The sequence below is a fragment of the Streptomyces sp. NBC_01463 genome, assembly GCA_036227345.1.
Classification (GTDB): Bacteria; Actinomycetota; Actinomycetes; order Streptomycetales; family Streptomycetaceae; genus Streptomyces.
This window is the reverse complement of the sequence record CP109468.1, coordinates 4057562-4073669: the sequence shown is the minus strand read 5'-3', so window position 1 is coordinate 4073669 and position 16108 is coordinate 4057562. Positions and strand designations below refer to the sequence as shown.

The window sequence follows — 16108 nt, the reverse complement described above, 5'->3', positions numbered from 1 at the left end:
CCATCATGGCTGTTGAGACTGTTGCAGCACACACCGAATCTTCCGTGGACCTCGGTCCCGCCGCGGCGCTTTCCTGCCGCGAATGCGGAGAGCGATTCCCCCTCGGCCCCCTTTTCGCCTGCGCGTCCTGTTTCGGGCCGCTCGAAGTGGCGTACGACCTGCCGAGCGGCTCCCCGGACGAGCTGAAGAAGCGCATCGAGGCCGGACCCAACAACATCTGGCGCTACGCGCCGCTGCTGCCGGTCCCCGCCGATGTCGCGGACAAGCCCAACATCAACCCCGGCTTCACCAAGCTGGTCAAGGCCGACAACCTCGCCCGTGAGCTGGGCGTCACCGGCGGCCTGTACGTCAAGGACGACTCCGGCAACCCGACGCACTCCTTCAAGGACCGTGTCGTCGCGATCGCCGTCGAGGCCGCCCGCGCCTTCGGATTCACCACCCTCTCCTGCTCCTCCACCGGCAACCTGGCCGGCGCCGTGGGCGCCGCCGCCGCCCGCGCCGGCCTGCGGTCCTGCGTGTTCATCCCGCACGACCTGGAGCAGGGCAAGGTCGTCATGGCCGCGGTGTACGGCGGTGAGCTGGTCGGCATCGAGGGCAACTACGACGACGTCAACCGCTTCTGCTCCGAGCTCATCGGCGACCCGCTCGGCGAGGGCTGGGGCTTCGTCAACGTCAACCTGCGCCCGTACTACGGCGAGGGTTCCAAGACCCTGGCGTACGAGATCTGCGAGCAGCTCGGCTGGCGGCTGCCCGACCAGATCGTCATCCCGATCGCGTCCGGCTCGCAGCTCACGAAGATCGACAAGGGCCTTCAGGAGCTGATCAAGCTCGGCCTCGTCGAGGACAAGCCGTACAAGATCTTCGGCGCCCAGGCCGAGGGCTGCTCCCCGGTCTCCGCCGCCTTCAAGGCCGGTCACGACGTCGTGCGGCCGCAGAAGCCGAACACGATCGCCAAGTCCCTCGCCATCGGCAACCCGGCCGACGGCCCGTACGTCCTGGACATCGCCCGCCGCACCGGCGGTGCCGTCGAGGACGTCAACGACGAGCAGGTCGTCGACGCGATCAAGCTGCTGGCCCGCACCGAGGGCATCTTCGCCGAGACGGCGGGCGGCGTGACGGTCGGCGTGACGAAGAAGCTCATCGAGGCCGGTCTGCTGGACCCGACGCTCACCACCGTCGTCCTGAACACCGGCGACGGCCTGAAGACGCTGGACGCGGTGGCCGCCACCTCACAGGTGAGCGCCACGATCCGCCCGAGCCTGGACGCCTTCCGCGACGCGGGCCTCGCCGCCACCAGCTGAGAAGCTTCTGACCACCCGAGACTTCAGGAAGGGCACACCATGAGCGTCAAGGTCCGTATCCCCACCATCCTCCGCACCTACACCGGCGGCCAGGCCGAGGTCCCGGCCGAGGGCGCGACCCTCTCCCAGGTCATCGAGTCCCTGGAGAAGGACCACCCGGGCATCGCCGCCCGCGTCCTGGACGACCAGGGCAAGCTGCGCCGCTTCGTGAACGTGTACGTCAACGACGACGACGTGCGCTTCGAGGGCGGCCTGGACGCGGTCACCCCGGACGGCGCCGGCATCTCGATCATCCCGGCCGTCGCCGGCGGCTGCTGAGCCACCGCTCCACCCCGTCACCGGAATTGCCCCCTCTGCGACAGAAGCGGAGGGGGCAATTCTGCATGGTTGAGCGCGGTAGAGTGTGGGAAGTCCCCTCCGCTGCCCGTGCCGCCCGCATATGAGAATGCGCCTGGCCACGACAAGAAGCAGCCAAAGTGCCTGAACTCCTTGTGCCATAAGTCGCCTTTGCCTGGCCCGACTTGCCCTGGAATCTCATGAGTTCCTCATATTCGGGCGATCGATGCTGCCCAGAATTCTCGTCCGATTGACCTGTTGCAGAGGGCAGTTGGGCAGATACATTCGGCCGCGGTCGACGCGTTCCGGCGCACGCACCCTCTCCTGTCGGAGGGTGAGTTCTGACCCGGGCCCGCGAAGTGCGGTCCTGTGCAAGGGCCAGTAATAGGGGAGTTAGGCATGGCTCAGGGCACCGTCAAGTGGTTCAACGCGGAGAAGGGGTACGGCTTCATCGCGGTCGACGGTGGTGCGGATGTTTTCGTCCACTACAGCGCGATCCAGATGGACGGATACCGCACCCTCGAAGAGGGTCAGCGAGTTGAATTCGAGATCTCGCAGGGCCAGAAGGGGCCGCAGGCGGACATGGTCAAGCTCGCCGTCGGCTGAGCCCGGCGCCGGCCGCGACACAGTCGGCCAACGACACTACTCACGCACGGAGGGCCCGTACCCCTGGGGTACGGGCCCTCCGTGCGTCCTGTGCCGCCTTCTCCGTCTCTCTCCGCCGCGCTTCGCCCCTCTCCGCTGTCCACATCCCGAGGGGGACGCTTGCACTCAAGGGGGTCGAGTGCTAATCATTGGGCTTAGCACTCTCCGGGTGAGAGTGACAGAAACTTGGACCGGGCCGGTGAGGCCCGCAGGTCCGCCGGGGCAAGGAACCGGCGGACAGGCAGGCCGTCCGTCGCGGGCGCCACTCGGTCCGGAGAATCCACCCCTGTCCGGGAGGACCACTTCATATGGCCAAGATCATCGCGTTCGACGAGGAGGCCCGGCGCGGTCTCGAGCGCGGCATGAACCAGCTCGCCGACGCCGTCAAGGTCACCCTTGGCCCCAAGGGTCGCAACGTCGTCCTTGAGAAGAAGTGGGGCGCCCCCACGATCACCAACGATGGTGTTTCCATCGCCAAGGAGATCGAGCTGGAGGACCCGTACGAGAAGATCGGTGCGGAGCTGGTCAAGGAGGTCGCCAAGAAGACGGACGACGTCGCCGGCGACGGTACGACCACCGCCACCGTTCTCGCCCAGGCGCTCGTCCGCGAGGGCCTGCGCAACGTGGCCGCGGGTGCCAACCCGATGGCTCTCAAGCGGGGCATCGAGAAGGCCGTCGAGGCCGTCTCCGCCGCCCTCCTGGAGCAGGCCAAGGACGTGGAGACCAAGGAGCAGATCGCTTCGACCGCCTCCATCTCCGCCGCTGACACCCAGATCGGCGAGCTCATCGCCGAGGCCATGGACAAGGTCGGCAAGGAAGGCGTCATCACCGTCGAGGAGTCCCAGACCTTCGGTCTGGAGCTCGAGCTCACCGAGGGTATGCGCTTCGACAAGGGCTACATCTCGGCGTACTTCGCCACGGACATGGAGCGCATGGAGTCGTCCCTGGACGACCCGTACATCCTGATCGTGAACTCGAAGATCAGCAACGTGAAGGACCTCCTTCCGCTGCTGGAGAAGGTCATGCAGTCCGGCAAGCCGCTGCTGATCATCGCCGAGGACGTCGAGGGCGAGGCCCTGTCGACCCTGGTCGTCAACAAGATCCGTGGCACCTTCAAGTCCGTCGCCGTCAAGGCTCCGGGCTTCGGTGACCGCCGCAAGGCCATGCTCGGCGACATCGCCATCCTCACCGGTGGCACCGTCATCTCCGAGGAGGTCGGCCTCAAGCTGGAGAACGCCGGTCTCGACCTGCTCGGCCGCGCCCGCAAGGTCGTCATCACCAAGGACGAGACGACGATCGTCGACGGCGCCGGTGACAGCGACCAGGTCCAGGGTCGCGTCAACCAGATCCGTGCCGAGATCGAGAACTCCGACTCGGACTACGACCGCGAGAAGCTCCAGGAGCGCCTCGCGAAGCTGGCCGGCGGCGTGGCCGTCATCAAGGCCGGTGCCGCGACCGAGGTCGAGCTCAAGGAGCGCAAGCACCGCATCGAGGACGCGGTGCGCAACGCCAAGGCCGCCGTCGAGGAGGGCATCGTCGCCGGTGGTGGCGTGGCTCTGCTCCAGGCCTCGGCCGTCTTCGAGAAGCTGGAGCTCTCGGGTGACGAGGCGACCGGCGCCAACGCCGTCAAGCTGGCGCTGGAGGCCCCGCTCAAGCAGATCGCCGTCAACGGTGGTCTCGAGGGTGGCGTCGTCGTCGAGAAGGTGCGCAACCTGCCGATCGGTCACGGCCTCAACGCCGCGACCGGCGAGTACGTCGACATGATCGCCGAGGGCATTCTCGACCCGGCGAAGGTCACGCGCTCCGCCCTGCAGAACGCCGCGTCCATCGCCGCGCTCTTCCTCACCACCGAGGCAGTCATCGCCGACAAGCCGGAGAAGGCCGCTGCCGGCGGCGCTCCGGGCGGCATGCCCGGCGGTGACATGGACTTCTGATCCTGACGGATCGGTAGTTCCTGCACAGCGGTACAAGACACCGGCCCCCGGGGATTCGTCCCCGGGGGCCGGTGTCTTCGTGCGTACGGGCCCGGCCCGTACGCACGGTCAGTCCGTGTCCAGCCCGTCGACCAGCCGGTTCAGGAAGCGGGCGAACGTGGCGTCCGGAGTGACCGGGCGTGCGGCCGACGCGAGGGCCGCCGCCAGTTCCGGGTGGTGGCCGTCAGCCGCGACGGCGGTGAGGTAGAGCACCTCGGCCGCGGCCCGGTCCGGTGACTGGGCCGCCTCGGCCAGCGCCACCTCGTGGGCCACGTGCCCGGCCACGAACGCGGTGAGCTGGGCGAAGACCTCAAGGCGGGCGCCGCCGTCCAGGCCGCTGGGCCGCAGGGCGGCCAGGGCGTGTTCCAGGAACGCCAGGGTGCGGGGGCCGAGCGTGCGGCGGGCGGGCACGGCGGTGGCCAGCCAGGGGTGGCGGAGCATGTGGTCGCGCTGGAGGTGCCCGATGGTCTTGAGGTCGGTGCGCCAGTCGCCGGTGAGCGGACCGGACGCCGGCAGTTCGCCGTTGACGTGGTCGATCATCAGGTCCAGCAGCGTCCCCTTGTCGGGGGCGTAGCTGTAGAGCGACATGACGCCGGCGCCCACCTCCGCCGCGACCCGCCGCATGGTGACCGCGTCGATCCCCTCGGTGTCGGCCAGGGCCACGGCCGCCACCGTGATCGCCTCCCGGCTGAAGGCGGGCGGGCGCCCCCGGCGGGGCCGGTCCGGGGCCAGCCAGAGTTCGCGGGGGTCGACGCCACCGGCGCCGGACCCGTCGGCACGGCTCACGATCCTGCTGTTCCCTTCCTCAGTGCACCTCTCCTGTCCCGCTCATCCAAGCATCGTCTATTCTCGTACACAGTACGAGAATGAGTTGAGTGACGGAGGCGAACGATGACATCACCCGCGCACGACGCCCTGCCGAGGCCCGCCCTGACCCCGTCGGCCGCGAAGCCGCCGCTGTCCGCCCGCATGATGCGCGCCACCTGGCGCAATCTCCCCGCCAAGCGCCACCGGGTCGGCCTGGAGCCGGGCCTCACGGTCCCCGCCGCCGACGGCAGCCCCCTGATCACGGACCACTACTTCCCCCGTGACGAGGGCGACTTCCCCACCCTCCTCGTGCGCTCGCCCTACGGGCGGGGCGTGCCGTGGTCCCCGCAGTACGGGATGCTCTTCGCCGAACAGGGCTTCCACGTCGTCCTCCAGAGCTGCCGCGGCACCGGCGGCTCCGGCGGCACCTTCGACCTCTGGCGCAACGAGGCCGCCGACGGCCTCGCCACGGTGGACTGGCTGCGCGAACAGCCCTGGTTCAACGGCACCCTGGGCACCGTCGGCCCCAGCTACCTCGGCTACGTCCAATGGGCACTCGCCCTGGACCCGCCGCCGGAGCTCAGGGCCATGGTCGTCCAGGTAGGCCTGCACGACCCGTACGCCCTCTTCCACACCGACGGCGTGCTCCACCTGGAGAACTCGCTCCTCGTCGGCACCGGCATGACCTACCAGCACCGCGGCATGAGGCCGTTCATCAAGGCGACCCTGCGCCTGAGGAACCAGCTGAAGACCCTCGCCGCCGCCCGCCCGCTCCGCGGCGCCTACCCGGCCGCGCTCGGGCAGGAAGTGCCCTGGCTGGACGACGTGGTGACCCACCCCGACGCCGACGACCCGTACTGGCAGGGGGCATCGGCGGGCGCGGCGGCCGAGCGGCCGGGCATCCCCACCGCCCTGGTCACCGGCTGGCACGACGCCCTCGCCGACCAGACCTTCGCCCAGTACGCCCGGCTGCGCGCGGCCGGCGGCGAGGCCGCCCTGCTCGTCGGCCCCTGGACCCACACCTCCGCCCTTCAGAAGGGCTGGCCCGAGGTGTTCGCCGAGTCGCTGGCCTGGCTCCGCGCCCACCTGTGCGACGACCCCTCCCAGCTGCGCCCCACCCCCGTACGCGTCCACACGGGCGGCGCGGACGCGGGATGGCAGGACCTCGACGCCTGGCCGCCCACCCCGGCCACCACCTCCTGGTTCCCCACCGCCGACGGCCACCTCACCCGGCAGCCGCCCACCGGCCCCGCCCCGCTGACGTCCTTCCGCCACGACCCCAACGCCCCCACCCCCTCCCTCGGAGGCCCGCTGCTCTCCGCCACGGCGGGCCCCCGGGACAACGCCACGCTGGAGTCCCGCGACGACGTCCTCACCTTCACCGGCCCGGTCCTGACCGAACCCGTCACGGTCCTGGGCGCGGTCTCCGCACGGATCAGCGCCGCCACGGACACCGGGCACGCGGACGTCTTCACCCGGCTGTGCGACGTGGACGCGACGGGCCGCTCCACCAACGTCTGCGACGGGCTCGCCCAACTGCGTACGTCGGGTGAGGAACCGGCCCGTGTCACCGTCCCGATGAGCGTCACCGCGTACCGCTTCGCCGCGGGACACCGCATCCGCTGGCAGATCAGCGCGGGCGCGCACCCGCGCTATGCGCGCAACCCCGGCACGGGCGAATCCCGGGTGGAGGCGACGGAGTTCGTGCCGGTGCGGGTCACCCTGCACGCGGACTCGGAGCTGACGCTGCCCACGGACGGTCCCGCCACCGGCTGAGTACCGGTACGGATCACCGTGCACGCGGGCCCCTGCCCGGTGCTGTCGAGGGCTGATCCCGCGATGATCAGCACCGCGTGGCCGGCACGCCCGGGCTTACCATGCACTCGGTGCCCGATGGCCACCGGACAGCGGAGGGCGGGGGCATGGAACTCGACGAGCTCGGCCTCGTGCCGGACGAAGCGACCGTCTACCGGATGCTCATCGCCCGGCCGTCGGTCCGTGCGGAAGCGATCGGCGACGCGGCTGGTCTGCCCGCCGAAAGGGCGACCGCCGCACTGCGCTCCCTGGTGGCCCGTGGCCTCGTCGTCCGCGCCGCCGACGGCCACCGGTATTCCGCGGCGCCCCCGGCCGTCGCGCTGGGCGCCGAGCTCGCAGCGCACCGCGAGCGGCTGCAGCGTGCCGAGGTGACGGTGGCGCGGCTCGCGGAGACGTACCGCATGGCGACCGCGGACCGTGCCCAGCGCGAACTCGTGGAGATCGTCGAGGGCAGCGAGGCCATCGGCACCCGCTACCGGCAGTTGCAGCTGTCCGCACGCCGCACCATCGACATCTTCTCGGCGGGCAGGCCCCAGGCGGTCACCCCGGCGGACAGCGAGGAGGTGACGGCCATGGCCCGCGACGTGCGGGTGCGTGCCGTCATCGACCAGGGCTTCCTGCGCGAACCGGGCGCCGCGGAGAACGTCGCGCAGTCCCTGGCCGACGGGGTCCGGGTGCGGACCGTCACCGAAGTGCCGTACAAGCTGATCCTCTGCGACGAATCCGTGGCGATGCTGCCGCTGCACGGCCGGGACGCCGACGTCGACCCGGCGGTCGTGCTGCGCGGCGGCCTCGCCCACATGGCCCGGGAACTGTTCGAGCAGGTGTGGGAGCGCGCCAGCCCCTACCAGGAGGCGGCGGGCGTCGGCATCGACCCGGTCGACGTGCACATCCTGCGACTGCTGCTCGCCGGGCTCACCGACACCGCCGTTGCCACGCAGGTGGGTCTCTCGGCCCGGACCGTGCAGCGCCGCATCCAGCTGATGATGTCCCACGCCGGTGCGACCTCGCGGCTCCAGCTGGGCTGGTACGCGGGACAGCACGGGTGGGTGTGACCCCCCTCCGGCCACACCCACCCTGATCGCGGCCCTGTCTACTTCAGGGTGATGGCCCGGATCACGTCCTGGCCGATCGTCAGCCCGCCCGGTGCCCCGGCCGCGGCCCGCAGCGACACCGACTTCGCGGCGCGCGGTGTGTCCAGGACCGTCGTCCAGCGGCCGTCACCGGCCCGCTTGAGCCTGGCGTCCCGCCAGGTCACCCCGTCGTCGTACGAGACCTGAAGGGTGGCCGACGTGGCAGCGGTCGCCCCGTCGTACGTCGCCGAACGCAGGCCCAGGGTGAGGCGCTTGCCCGCCCTGGCCGTGCCCTGCAGGTCCGTGGCGACGTCGTAGTCGAGGTTCAGCATCGGCACATCGGCACGGGCCGTACCCGTCGGCAGCGGCTTGTAGTCGAAGCCCCACGTCGTGCTCGTGCTCGTGGTGCCGGGCCAGGCGGCGGTGGCGCGCTGCCCGGTCGCGACGAGCTTGTACGAGCCCGCCGTCATGTTGGAGGCACGGCCCGACTGGGCCTTGGCCGTGGCCAGCTGGGTGCCGCCGCGGTAGAGCGTGGTCTGCTTGGTGCCGCCGCCGGCCCCGACATGGCCGTCGTCACCGCCGGACCACATCGCGACGTTCCAGTTCAGGGCGTTGCTGCTCGTCTGGTACGGGACGTACGTGTCGCCAAGGCGCGCGGCCTGGACCGGCTTGAACCAGCCGCCGTCATAGCGGCGGCCACCGGCGTACGAGTCCGTCGAACCGCGCTCGAAGTAGCCGTCCGCCGCTCCGAGTCCGGTGTGCTGCTCGTACCAGGACCCGACGGCGGTGGTGCCGCCGGTGACGTACTCCGTCGTCGTCCGCGACCACTTCTCGTAGGCGTCACCGCCCAGCCCCGGGCCCCACGCCGGGATGAAGTAGCGCCCGCCGTAGCCGAGGGTGCCCGGCGCCGCGTACACGCTGTTGTTCACGCGGGCCAGATCGTGGTCGTCCGGCTTGTACGCCAGGGACTTGTCCGGGATGACGTCCTTGAACTGCTGCACCAGGTCGTAGCTGTAGTCCGGGTACTGCTGCTGCTTCACCCGCAGCCGGCCCTTCCCCGACTTCGCCTCCGAGACCAGGCGTGCGCCGTCGCCCTGCCGCACGGAGGCGACGGTGAGCCCGTCGCCGCCGCCGTAGCTCTGGTACAGCCGCCCCGGGGTGTCGTTGACGACGACGAGCAGCGTCGCGCCCGCGTCGGCCGCGGCCTGGGCACGTGCGGCCGGGGTCACGTCGTCGGTGCGGTCGACGATCACGGCCTTGCCGCGCACGTCATGGCCGGTGTAGTCGGCCGCCGCGCCCCGGCCCGCGTACACGGTGCGCAGGCTCGACGAGCCGTCGTGGTAGGCGGTGTTCGGCTGCGGCGTCAGCTCGATGTCCCGCCCGCTGCCGGTCTCGGCGTCGAGCGCCTTCTGCCGCAGCCGCCAGTGCAGGAACGCGCGCATCGAACCGTCCGACACCTTCTTCGTCGGCGCCAGGTACAGCGAGTCGTACTTGGCGGCGAGTATCCAGGAGGTGGACCAGTTGACGCCCGCGCCGGCGTCGTAGGTGCGCTGGAGGTTGAAGACGGCCTGCGTCTCCTCGCTCTCGCGCTCCGGGACCGCGTACGCCTTGCGCACCTTCGTCGCGTCCAGGTCGGCCGTGCCGGACGCGTGGCCGTCGCCGAGCGTGGCCTCGTCCGAGATCAGCAGCGCCTGGCCGAGCGAGTCGGCGGTGTCGCCGGGCACCTCGGCGTAAGACGTGGTGGTGTAGCGGCCGGGCGGCAGACGCAGCGTCTTCGTACCGTCGACGGCGATGAGCGCGGCGTCGGCGGAGTCCGCCGTGTGCAGCGTGACGTTGCCGGACTGCGGTTTCCCGTCCCGGCCCGTCAGCTTGATGGTGTAGTCGTACATCTCCGCCTCCTTGAAGAGGGCGAAGCCGGTGTGCGCGACCGCGCGGCCGGTCGCGGTGTCCGTGGCGACGACATGGCCGGAGAACGTGGTGCCCGCGGGGACCTTCGACGGGTCGAGGGTCAGGGTCACCTCGGTGGTGCCGTGCGCGGGGACCGTCACCGAGGACTGCGACAGCGTGTACGCGTCGGCGTCGGTGTCGAGGGCGAGGGCCAGCGTGACGTCCTCGTCGCCGTCATTGCGGTAGGTGACCGTGCGGGTCGCCGTCTTCGCGTCGGCGTTCGGCCAGTCGTAGGCGGCGGCCTCGACGGAGCCCGTCGCCTCGATGGTGGAGCTGATGGCCGAGGCCACGTTCACCCGGCCGGTGCCCGCCGCGTACGGTGTCTCGGCGGTCCTGTCCGACGTCGACATCAGCGCGTTCTTGATGCGCTCGCCGCTCCAGTCGGGGTGCCGCTGCTTGAGGATCGCGGCCGATCCCGCGACGAGCGGCGTAGCCATCGACGTACCGCTCATCGTCCGGTACAGGCCGCCCGTCCAGCCCGGCACCGACTGCGAGGCGGCGGCGGTCACGTCCGTGCCGGGCGCGGAGACGTCCGGCTTGAGGCTGTGCGTGCGGATCAGCGGGCCCTGGCTGGAGAACACGGCACGGTCGTCGTTCCTGTCGACCGCGGCCACCGTCAGCGCGGAGGCGGCGGCGCCCGGGGAGCCGATGGTGCCCGGGTCGTAGGCGTTGCCCGCCGCGATGACGAACAGCGGACCGCCGTCCGCGGAGAGCTCGTTCACGGCCTGCGACGTCGGGTCCGTGCCGTCGGACCCGTCGGGGGTGCCGAGGCTCATCGACACGATGTCCGCGCCCTGCGCCTTGGCCCACTCCATGCCCGCGATCGAGTACGACTCCTCGCCGGTGCCCTCGTCGCCGAGCACCTTGCCGACCAGGAGGCGGGCCCCCGGGGCCGCGCCCTTCTCCTTGGCGCCGGAGGCGGCTCCGGTGCCGGCGATGGTGGAGGCGGTGTGCGTGCCGTGTCCGTTGCCGTCGTCGACGCTCTGGCCGGGCACGAAGCTCGCGGTGGCGTCGACCTGCCCGACGAGGTCCGGGTGGTCGAGGTCGGCGCCGGTGTCGAGCACGGCGACCTTGACGCCCGTGCCGTCCAGGCCCTGCTGCCAGGCGTCCGTGGCCTTGATCTGCGCGGTCTCGGTGGCGAGCGAGGCCTCGACCTTGCCGTCGAGCCACAGCTTGCCGATGCCGCCCGACAGGGACTTCGGGTCGGAGCCGGGCGCGATGCCCTTCCAGAACGACGTGGCCCGCCCCTTGTCGGCGCGCAGCGCGTTCGCGTGGATCGAGGAGAGCGTACGGACCGACTCGGCGCCCTTGGGCGTGGCCGGGGCCGCGGCCCCGGTCCTCGCCGAGCGGGCGGCGGCCGGGGCGGTCGCGATCACCGGGACGGTGTCCGTGTGTGCGTCGTCATAGCCCATCGCCACCAGTCCGGTGACGTTGAACAGCCGCTCGTCGAGCCTTCCGGCGGCGAGCAGCGACATGGCCTGGCGCGGGATGACGTACGTGTCGTCGCCGCGGGTCTGCACCTCGACGCCTGCGGAGCCGTCCTCGGCCGGGTCCACGGTCACCACGTCGTGGTTGCCGGGCAGGTCGGTGTAGTGCACCAGATCACCGGTGACGAGGGTGATCTCGTAGGACTTGCCGGCCGGTGCACCGGCCCCCGTCCCGGCGGCCGGATCGGCGTCGGCCGCCGGGGCTGTGACCGATCCCCAACCGATGAGAGCCATGGTGAGCGCGGTGGCGGCGGGGAGGTAGCGGCGTCTGGGTATGGATCGCATGGGAACGGTTTATCCGGTCCGGAACACCTTGCGCACCGGCGGAAGGTGTCGAGTTCCCGCCATGGCGAAGACCAGACACCGAGGTTCTCCCGGCCGGGTGAGCGCAGGTGCCTTCCCGGCTGCCCGCGAGCGGGCAGCCGGGAAGGACACGGTCAGGACGGCAGCTTGGCGATGACGATCTTCGTCGATCCCTGGGCCGTCACGTCGGTGGCGTAGAACGCCACCTCACCCCGGTTGTTGATGCCGAGGCCCTCCAGGGGCACCCAGTGCTTGCGGTCCACCATGGAGCCGATGTCGTACATCCGGCCCTGCGGGTCCCACAGCACCGCCGTCTCGATGTCGGGCTCGGACTCGGCGGTGCCGACGATCCAGCCGGCGTCGTTCACGGCCAGCGCCTGGGCGTCGAAGCCCAGGTCGGGCAGCCGGGTCATGGTGCCGCCCGGCTTCAGGACGAACGCGTCGTCGCCGCTCTTGCCGACGATCACGCCGGAGGCGTTGACGCCCCTGGCGGTGCTGTCGGCCATACCGGGCAGCGTGCCCAGGTCGGTGACCGAACCGTCCATGTTCCACTTCACCGCGTGGCGGACGCCCGCCTTGTACGAGTGGCCGACGATGACGCCCGACTCGTTGAGCGCGAGCGGCTCGGTCAGGGTGCGCTGGTCGGTCAGGTGGCTCAGCTTGCGGAACCCGTCCTTCGCGGACCAGATGAACGGGTCGTTGACTTGGAGCTTGCCGCTGGTCGCGGGGTTGTCGATGTACCCGGTGGCGTTACCGACGACGTTTCCGGCGTTGTCGACCGCGAAGCCGCGGTCGAAGCTGTACGCCTCCCAGTCGGGCAGCGGCAGCGTGGTGAGCTTGCCGTCCGCGTCCCACACGGCGCCGCGGGTGCCGCCGCCCGTCAGCGTCACCTGACCCGTGGTGTACGCACCGGACTGGCTCAGGCCCAGGGCGCTGCCGTTGCGCACCCCGGTGTTGTCGAGCAGCGTGACGCCGTGCTCGGCGTCCCAGCGGACCGGCCGGGTGACCGAGGAGACCTGCGCCGAACCGGCCACCTGCCCCTGGTCGTTGAAGCCGAAGCCGCTGGCCGGGCCGAAGGACCCGGTGACGTCGAGGGACGGCACGGTGACGTTGCCGAGCAGCACGTCCGCGCTGCCCAGGGGCGTACCCGCGTCGTTCGCCATCGAGAACCGGCCGACCAGACGGCGGCCGGCCGGCGGCACGGCTTCCGCGACGAGGCGCCCGGCGATCTTCATGGACTGCCCGGTGGCCAGCTTCACCGGCTTCTCGTCGTCCACCGTCACCGCGCCCAGCGACTTCGAGAACATCGTGTCCTGGATGTCGAACGCGGTGGAACCGGAGGGCACGTCGGTGCCCGCGATGTACAGGAAGTAGAAGCCGGGCTTCGGGTTCTCTATGGTCAGCGACTCACGCGAGCCGCCATGGGTGGACGAGGCGACCAGGGCCCCGGACTGGGCGATCAGGTACAGGTCGAGGTCGGCGTCCTCGTCGGAGGCGTTGCCGAGCACGACCTCCAGGCGGGTCGCGTCGCGCGGCACCGTGATCTGCTTGCCGGTCATCGCCTGGGAGGCGACGGTGGGCCGGGCCTGCGACAGGGCGCCGAGCGTGCCGCCGGTCGCGTGCGCGGTCACCGGCGCGAACCGGTTGACGGCGGTGAAGGCCTGCTCGGTGGGGGCGTGCAGGGCGGCCTCGGCGACGACGGACGACGCCGGGTCGAACGCGGCACCCTGAACGGCCGCGCTCAGCCGGTACGGGTTCTCCATGACGGGCGACGTGCGCCGCGCCTCCACCTCGAACTCCCAGATGCCGGGCATCGGCTGCTCGTAGGTGCGCGAGGCAGGGTCGCAGGTCCCGGCGTCCGAGAAGTGCGTGTAGCAGAGGCTGACCGCGGTGGCGTCCACGGGCATGCCCTGCGGGTCGATGGCGAGGAACCGGGTCTGGCTGTCGCCCGCGATCCCGCTCAGGTCCACCTTCAGCGCCGAGGCGCCCTCGGCCACGGACACGAACACCGAACGCGTCTGGTTGCGGTCCACCGAACCCTTGGCGCTGATCGTGTACGAGGACTTCGCCGGGTCGGCGGCGGCCACGACGGTGACCGGGACGAGCTTGTCGACACCGGGGGTCGCCGGGTCGTCGACGCGCAGCAGCGCCGAGTGCGCACCGGTGGAGCCGGTCCGCGCGCGGACGGTGACGGTGGTCGCCCTGCCCTTGCCGAGCAGCACGACGGGCGGGGCGCTGAACGTCCCGTCATTGCCCAGCCACGACAGCAGTGCGACACCGCTGCCGGACCCGGTGCGGGTCAGCCGGACGTCGTACTCCTTGGTGCGGCCGGTGGTCTGGCCGCCGTCTCCGGGGGAGCACCGGTTGTACACGCCGGTGCCGGACTTCGGGGTGGCGAGCATTCCGGCGAGCGCCCCGCACACGGGGGCGTCGACGGTGTACGACGTCGGCTCGGCGCCCTTGGCGAGCAGCTTCCACGCCTTCGGGACGTTGATGAGTCCCGCGCCCTGCGCGTATGCGGGCTGGTCGGCGAGGAAGGTCGCCGAGCTCGTCAGTGCGGAGCGCAGCGCGGTCGGCGTCACCTTCGTACCGGAGCGCCGCGCAGCCGACAGGAGCAGCGCGACATCGCCCGCGACCTGCGGGGACGCCATCGACGTGCCGTTGAACATGCCGTATCCGGCGGGCAGTTCATAGCCGGCGTCGGGCACGCTCTCGCCGGGCATCCAGGTGGGTATGGACGACACGGCGGCGCCCGGGGCGACGATCTCCGGCTTCATGCCGCCGTCCTCGCGCGGCCCTCGTGCGGAGAACGGGAACAGGGACTGGGAGGCGCGCACCCGGGAGCCGTAATCGGCCCACCAGGTCTCCTTGCTGACGGACGCGCCGACCGCGAGCACCTTGTCGGAGACGGCGGGGTCGGCGACGGTGTTCATGCCGGGCCCGTCGTTGCCGGCCGACGACACGATCTGGACGCCGTAGTCGTCGATGAGCCGGTTGTAGAGCACGGCCCGCACGTTGTCGCCGTCGTTGAGGGCGGGCAGTCCGCCGATCGACAGGTTGACGACGTCGACGTGCTGGTTCACGACCGCGTCGATCATGCCCTCGGCGAGCGCGTACGACGTGCAGCCGGAAGCGAACAGGCACACCCGCTCGGAGACGATCTTCGCACCGGGCGCGGCGCCGTTCATCTTCCCGCCGAACAGGCTGTTGCCCGCGCTGATCCCGGCGACGTGTGTGGCGTGCGCGCCCGAGACGATGCCGATGTTCACGTAGTCGGCGGTCTTGCCGGCGTTGGTGCCGCCCAGCGGCGACAGGTCCACGTCGTCGCGGTACTCGACGGTGAACGGCATCGACTCGGTGACGGGGGTACTCGGGTCGTCCGTGCCGAACGAGGCGAACTTCCCGCTCTTCGCGTACGGTTCGACGACATCGCCGTCACCGAAGGTGTGGTCGATATCCGCGTCGACCCACACGCGGTGGTCGGCGGGCCGGTAGAGGACGGCGAAGGTGTCCTTGTAGTCGCCGTCGCGGTTCACGTCGCCGCCCAGCTCGCCGCCGTACGTCGTGCTCTCGGCGAAGGTCTGGAACTCGTACGTGCCGTCCGGCGCCTTGTAATCCACGCCGCTGAAACGGAACGTGCCGCCGGTGGCGGTGACCGTGCGGCTCATCTGGAGCCACGTCGGGTCGCCGTCGGTGAGCGGATCGGTCGCCGTGACCCAGTTCTTGATCTTCGGCTCGCCGGTCGTGGTCTTCCGCAGCGCCGGATGCGCGGCGTCCACGCCGGTGTCCAGGATGCCGATGGTCACGCCGCGCCCGTCCCAGTCGCGGTGGGCGGACGTGAAGTCCGTGGCGCCCGTCTCGCCGGTGGGCAGATACGGATTGTCGGAGGGGGTCCCCTTGCCGGGTGCGGCGGGAGTGCTGCCGCTCTCCGTGCCGGACGAGTGGTCCCGCTTCCGGTCCTCACCGGTGACCGGCGACGGATCGGGGATCTTGAACGTCTCGTTCAGGTCGACGGCGCGGACCGAGGACAGCGCGGCCAGCTCGGAGACCTTGCCGGTGGGCACGGTGGCGCGCACGTACCCGAGCTTGTCGGTGACCTCGCCGACGGTGCCGCCGAGCTGGGTGACGCGACGGCGCACGCCGGCCGTGTCACCGCGATCGGTCGCCAGCAGCAGGGTGACCGTGGCGGCCTTCCTGCTCTCGGCCTTCTGGAGCAGGGTTCGGTCGTGCGAACCGAGCTTGTCCCGAACGGACTTGAGGGCCTGCTTCGGCACATCGGGTACGGCCGCGCCCAGTGGGCGCGGCACAGGAGCCGCCTGGGCGGGCAGGGCGGACAGTCCCAGTAGGGGACCGGACAGCCCGGCTGCGAGGAAGGCGGCGGTGAGCCGTCGTCTGGCGGGGGTTGGTCTGCGGGACATGGT

9 protein-coding genes are annotated in these 16108 nt (G+C 71.0%); 6 read left to right on the top strand and 3 right to left on the bottom strand.

Annotated elements, in window-relative coordinates; all coding sequences use genetic code 11:
• Positions 1–5: 5 nt before the first annotated feature.
• From thrC to groL, 4 genes are all read left to right on the top strand, one after another.
• The gene (gene thrC, locus OG521_17970) at positions 6–1301 is read left to right on the top strand and encodes a threonine synthase (protein ID WUW22579.1); all 1296 of its coding nucleotides are present in this window, start codon (positions 6–8) and stop codon (positions 1299–1301) included.
• 39 nt (positions 1302–1340) lie between these two features.
• Entirely contained in the window at positions 1341–1619 is a 279-nt protein-coding gene (locus OG521_17965) for a MoaD/ThiS family protein (protein WUW22578.1), read from the top strand.
• 417 nt (positions 1620–2036) lie between these two features.
• Entirely contained in the window at positions 2037–2243 is a 207-nt protein-coding gene (locus tag OG521_17960) for a cold-shock protein (GenBank protein ID WUW22577.1), read from the top strand.
• A gap of 347 nt (positions 2244–2590) precedes the next feature.
• On the top strand, positions 2591–4216 hold the full coding sequence (gene groL, locus OG521_17955; protein WUW22576.1) for a chaperonin GroEL: 1626 nt from the start codon (positions 2591–2593) through the stop codon (positions 4214–4216).
• Between the two features lie 108 nt (positions 4217–4324).
• On the opposite strand, the gene OG521_17950 is transcribed toward groL, so the two are convergent.
• Positions 4325–5041: a TetR/AcrR family transcriptional regulator gene (locus tag OG521_17950; GenBank protein WUW22575.1), complete on the bottom strand. Its 717-nt coding sequence runs from the start codon at positions 5039–5041 to the stop codon at positions 4325–4327.
• Positions 5042–5146: 105 nt separating this feature from the next.
• Between OG521_17950 and OG521_17945 the strand changes: the two genes are divergently transcribed.
• Both OG521_17945 and OG521_17940 read left to right on the top strand, forming a co-directional pair.
• Complete coding sequence (locus tag OG521_17945; GenBank protein WUW22574.1) at positions 5147–6838, top strand: CocE/NonD family hydrolase; 1692 nt, start codon at positions 5147–5149, stop codon at positions 6836–6838.
• A gap of 146 nt (positions 6839–6984) precedes the next feature.
• Positions 6985–7932: a helix-turn-helix transcriptional regulator gene (locus tag OG521_17940; GenBank protein WUW22573.1), complete on the top strand. Its 948-nt coding sequence runs from the start codon at positions 6985–6987 to the stop codon at positions 7930–7932.
• 38 nt (positions 7933–7970) lie between these two features.
• Here OG521_17940 and OG521_17935 read toward each other — a convergent pair whose 3' ends face one another.
• Positions 7971–11669, bottom strand: a complete 3699-nt coding sequence (locus OG521_17935; GenBank protein ID WUW22572.1) for a S8 family serine peptidase — start codon at positions 11667–11669, stop codon at positions 7971–7973.
• 152 nt (positions 11670–11821) lie between these two features.
• Entirely contained in the window at positions 11822–16105 is a 4284-nt protein-coding gene (locus OG521_17930; protein ID WUW22571.1) for a S8 family serine peptidase, read from the bottom strand.
• Positions 16106–16108 lie beyond the last annotated feature (3 nt).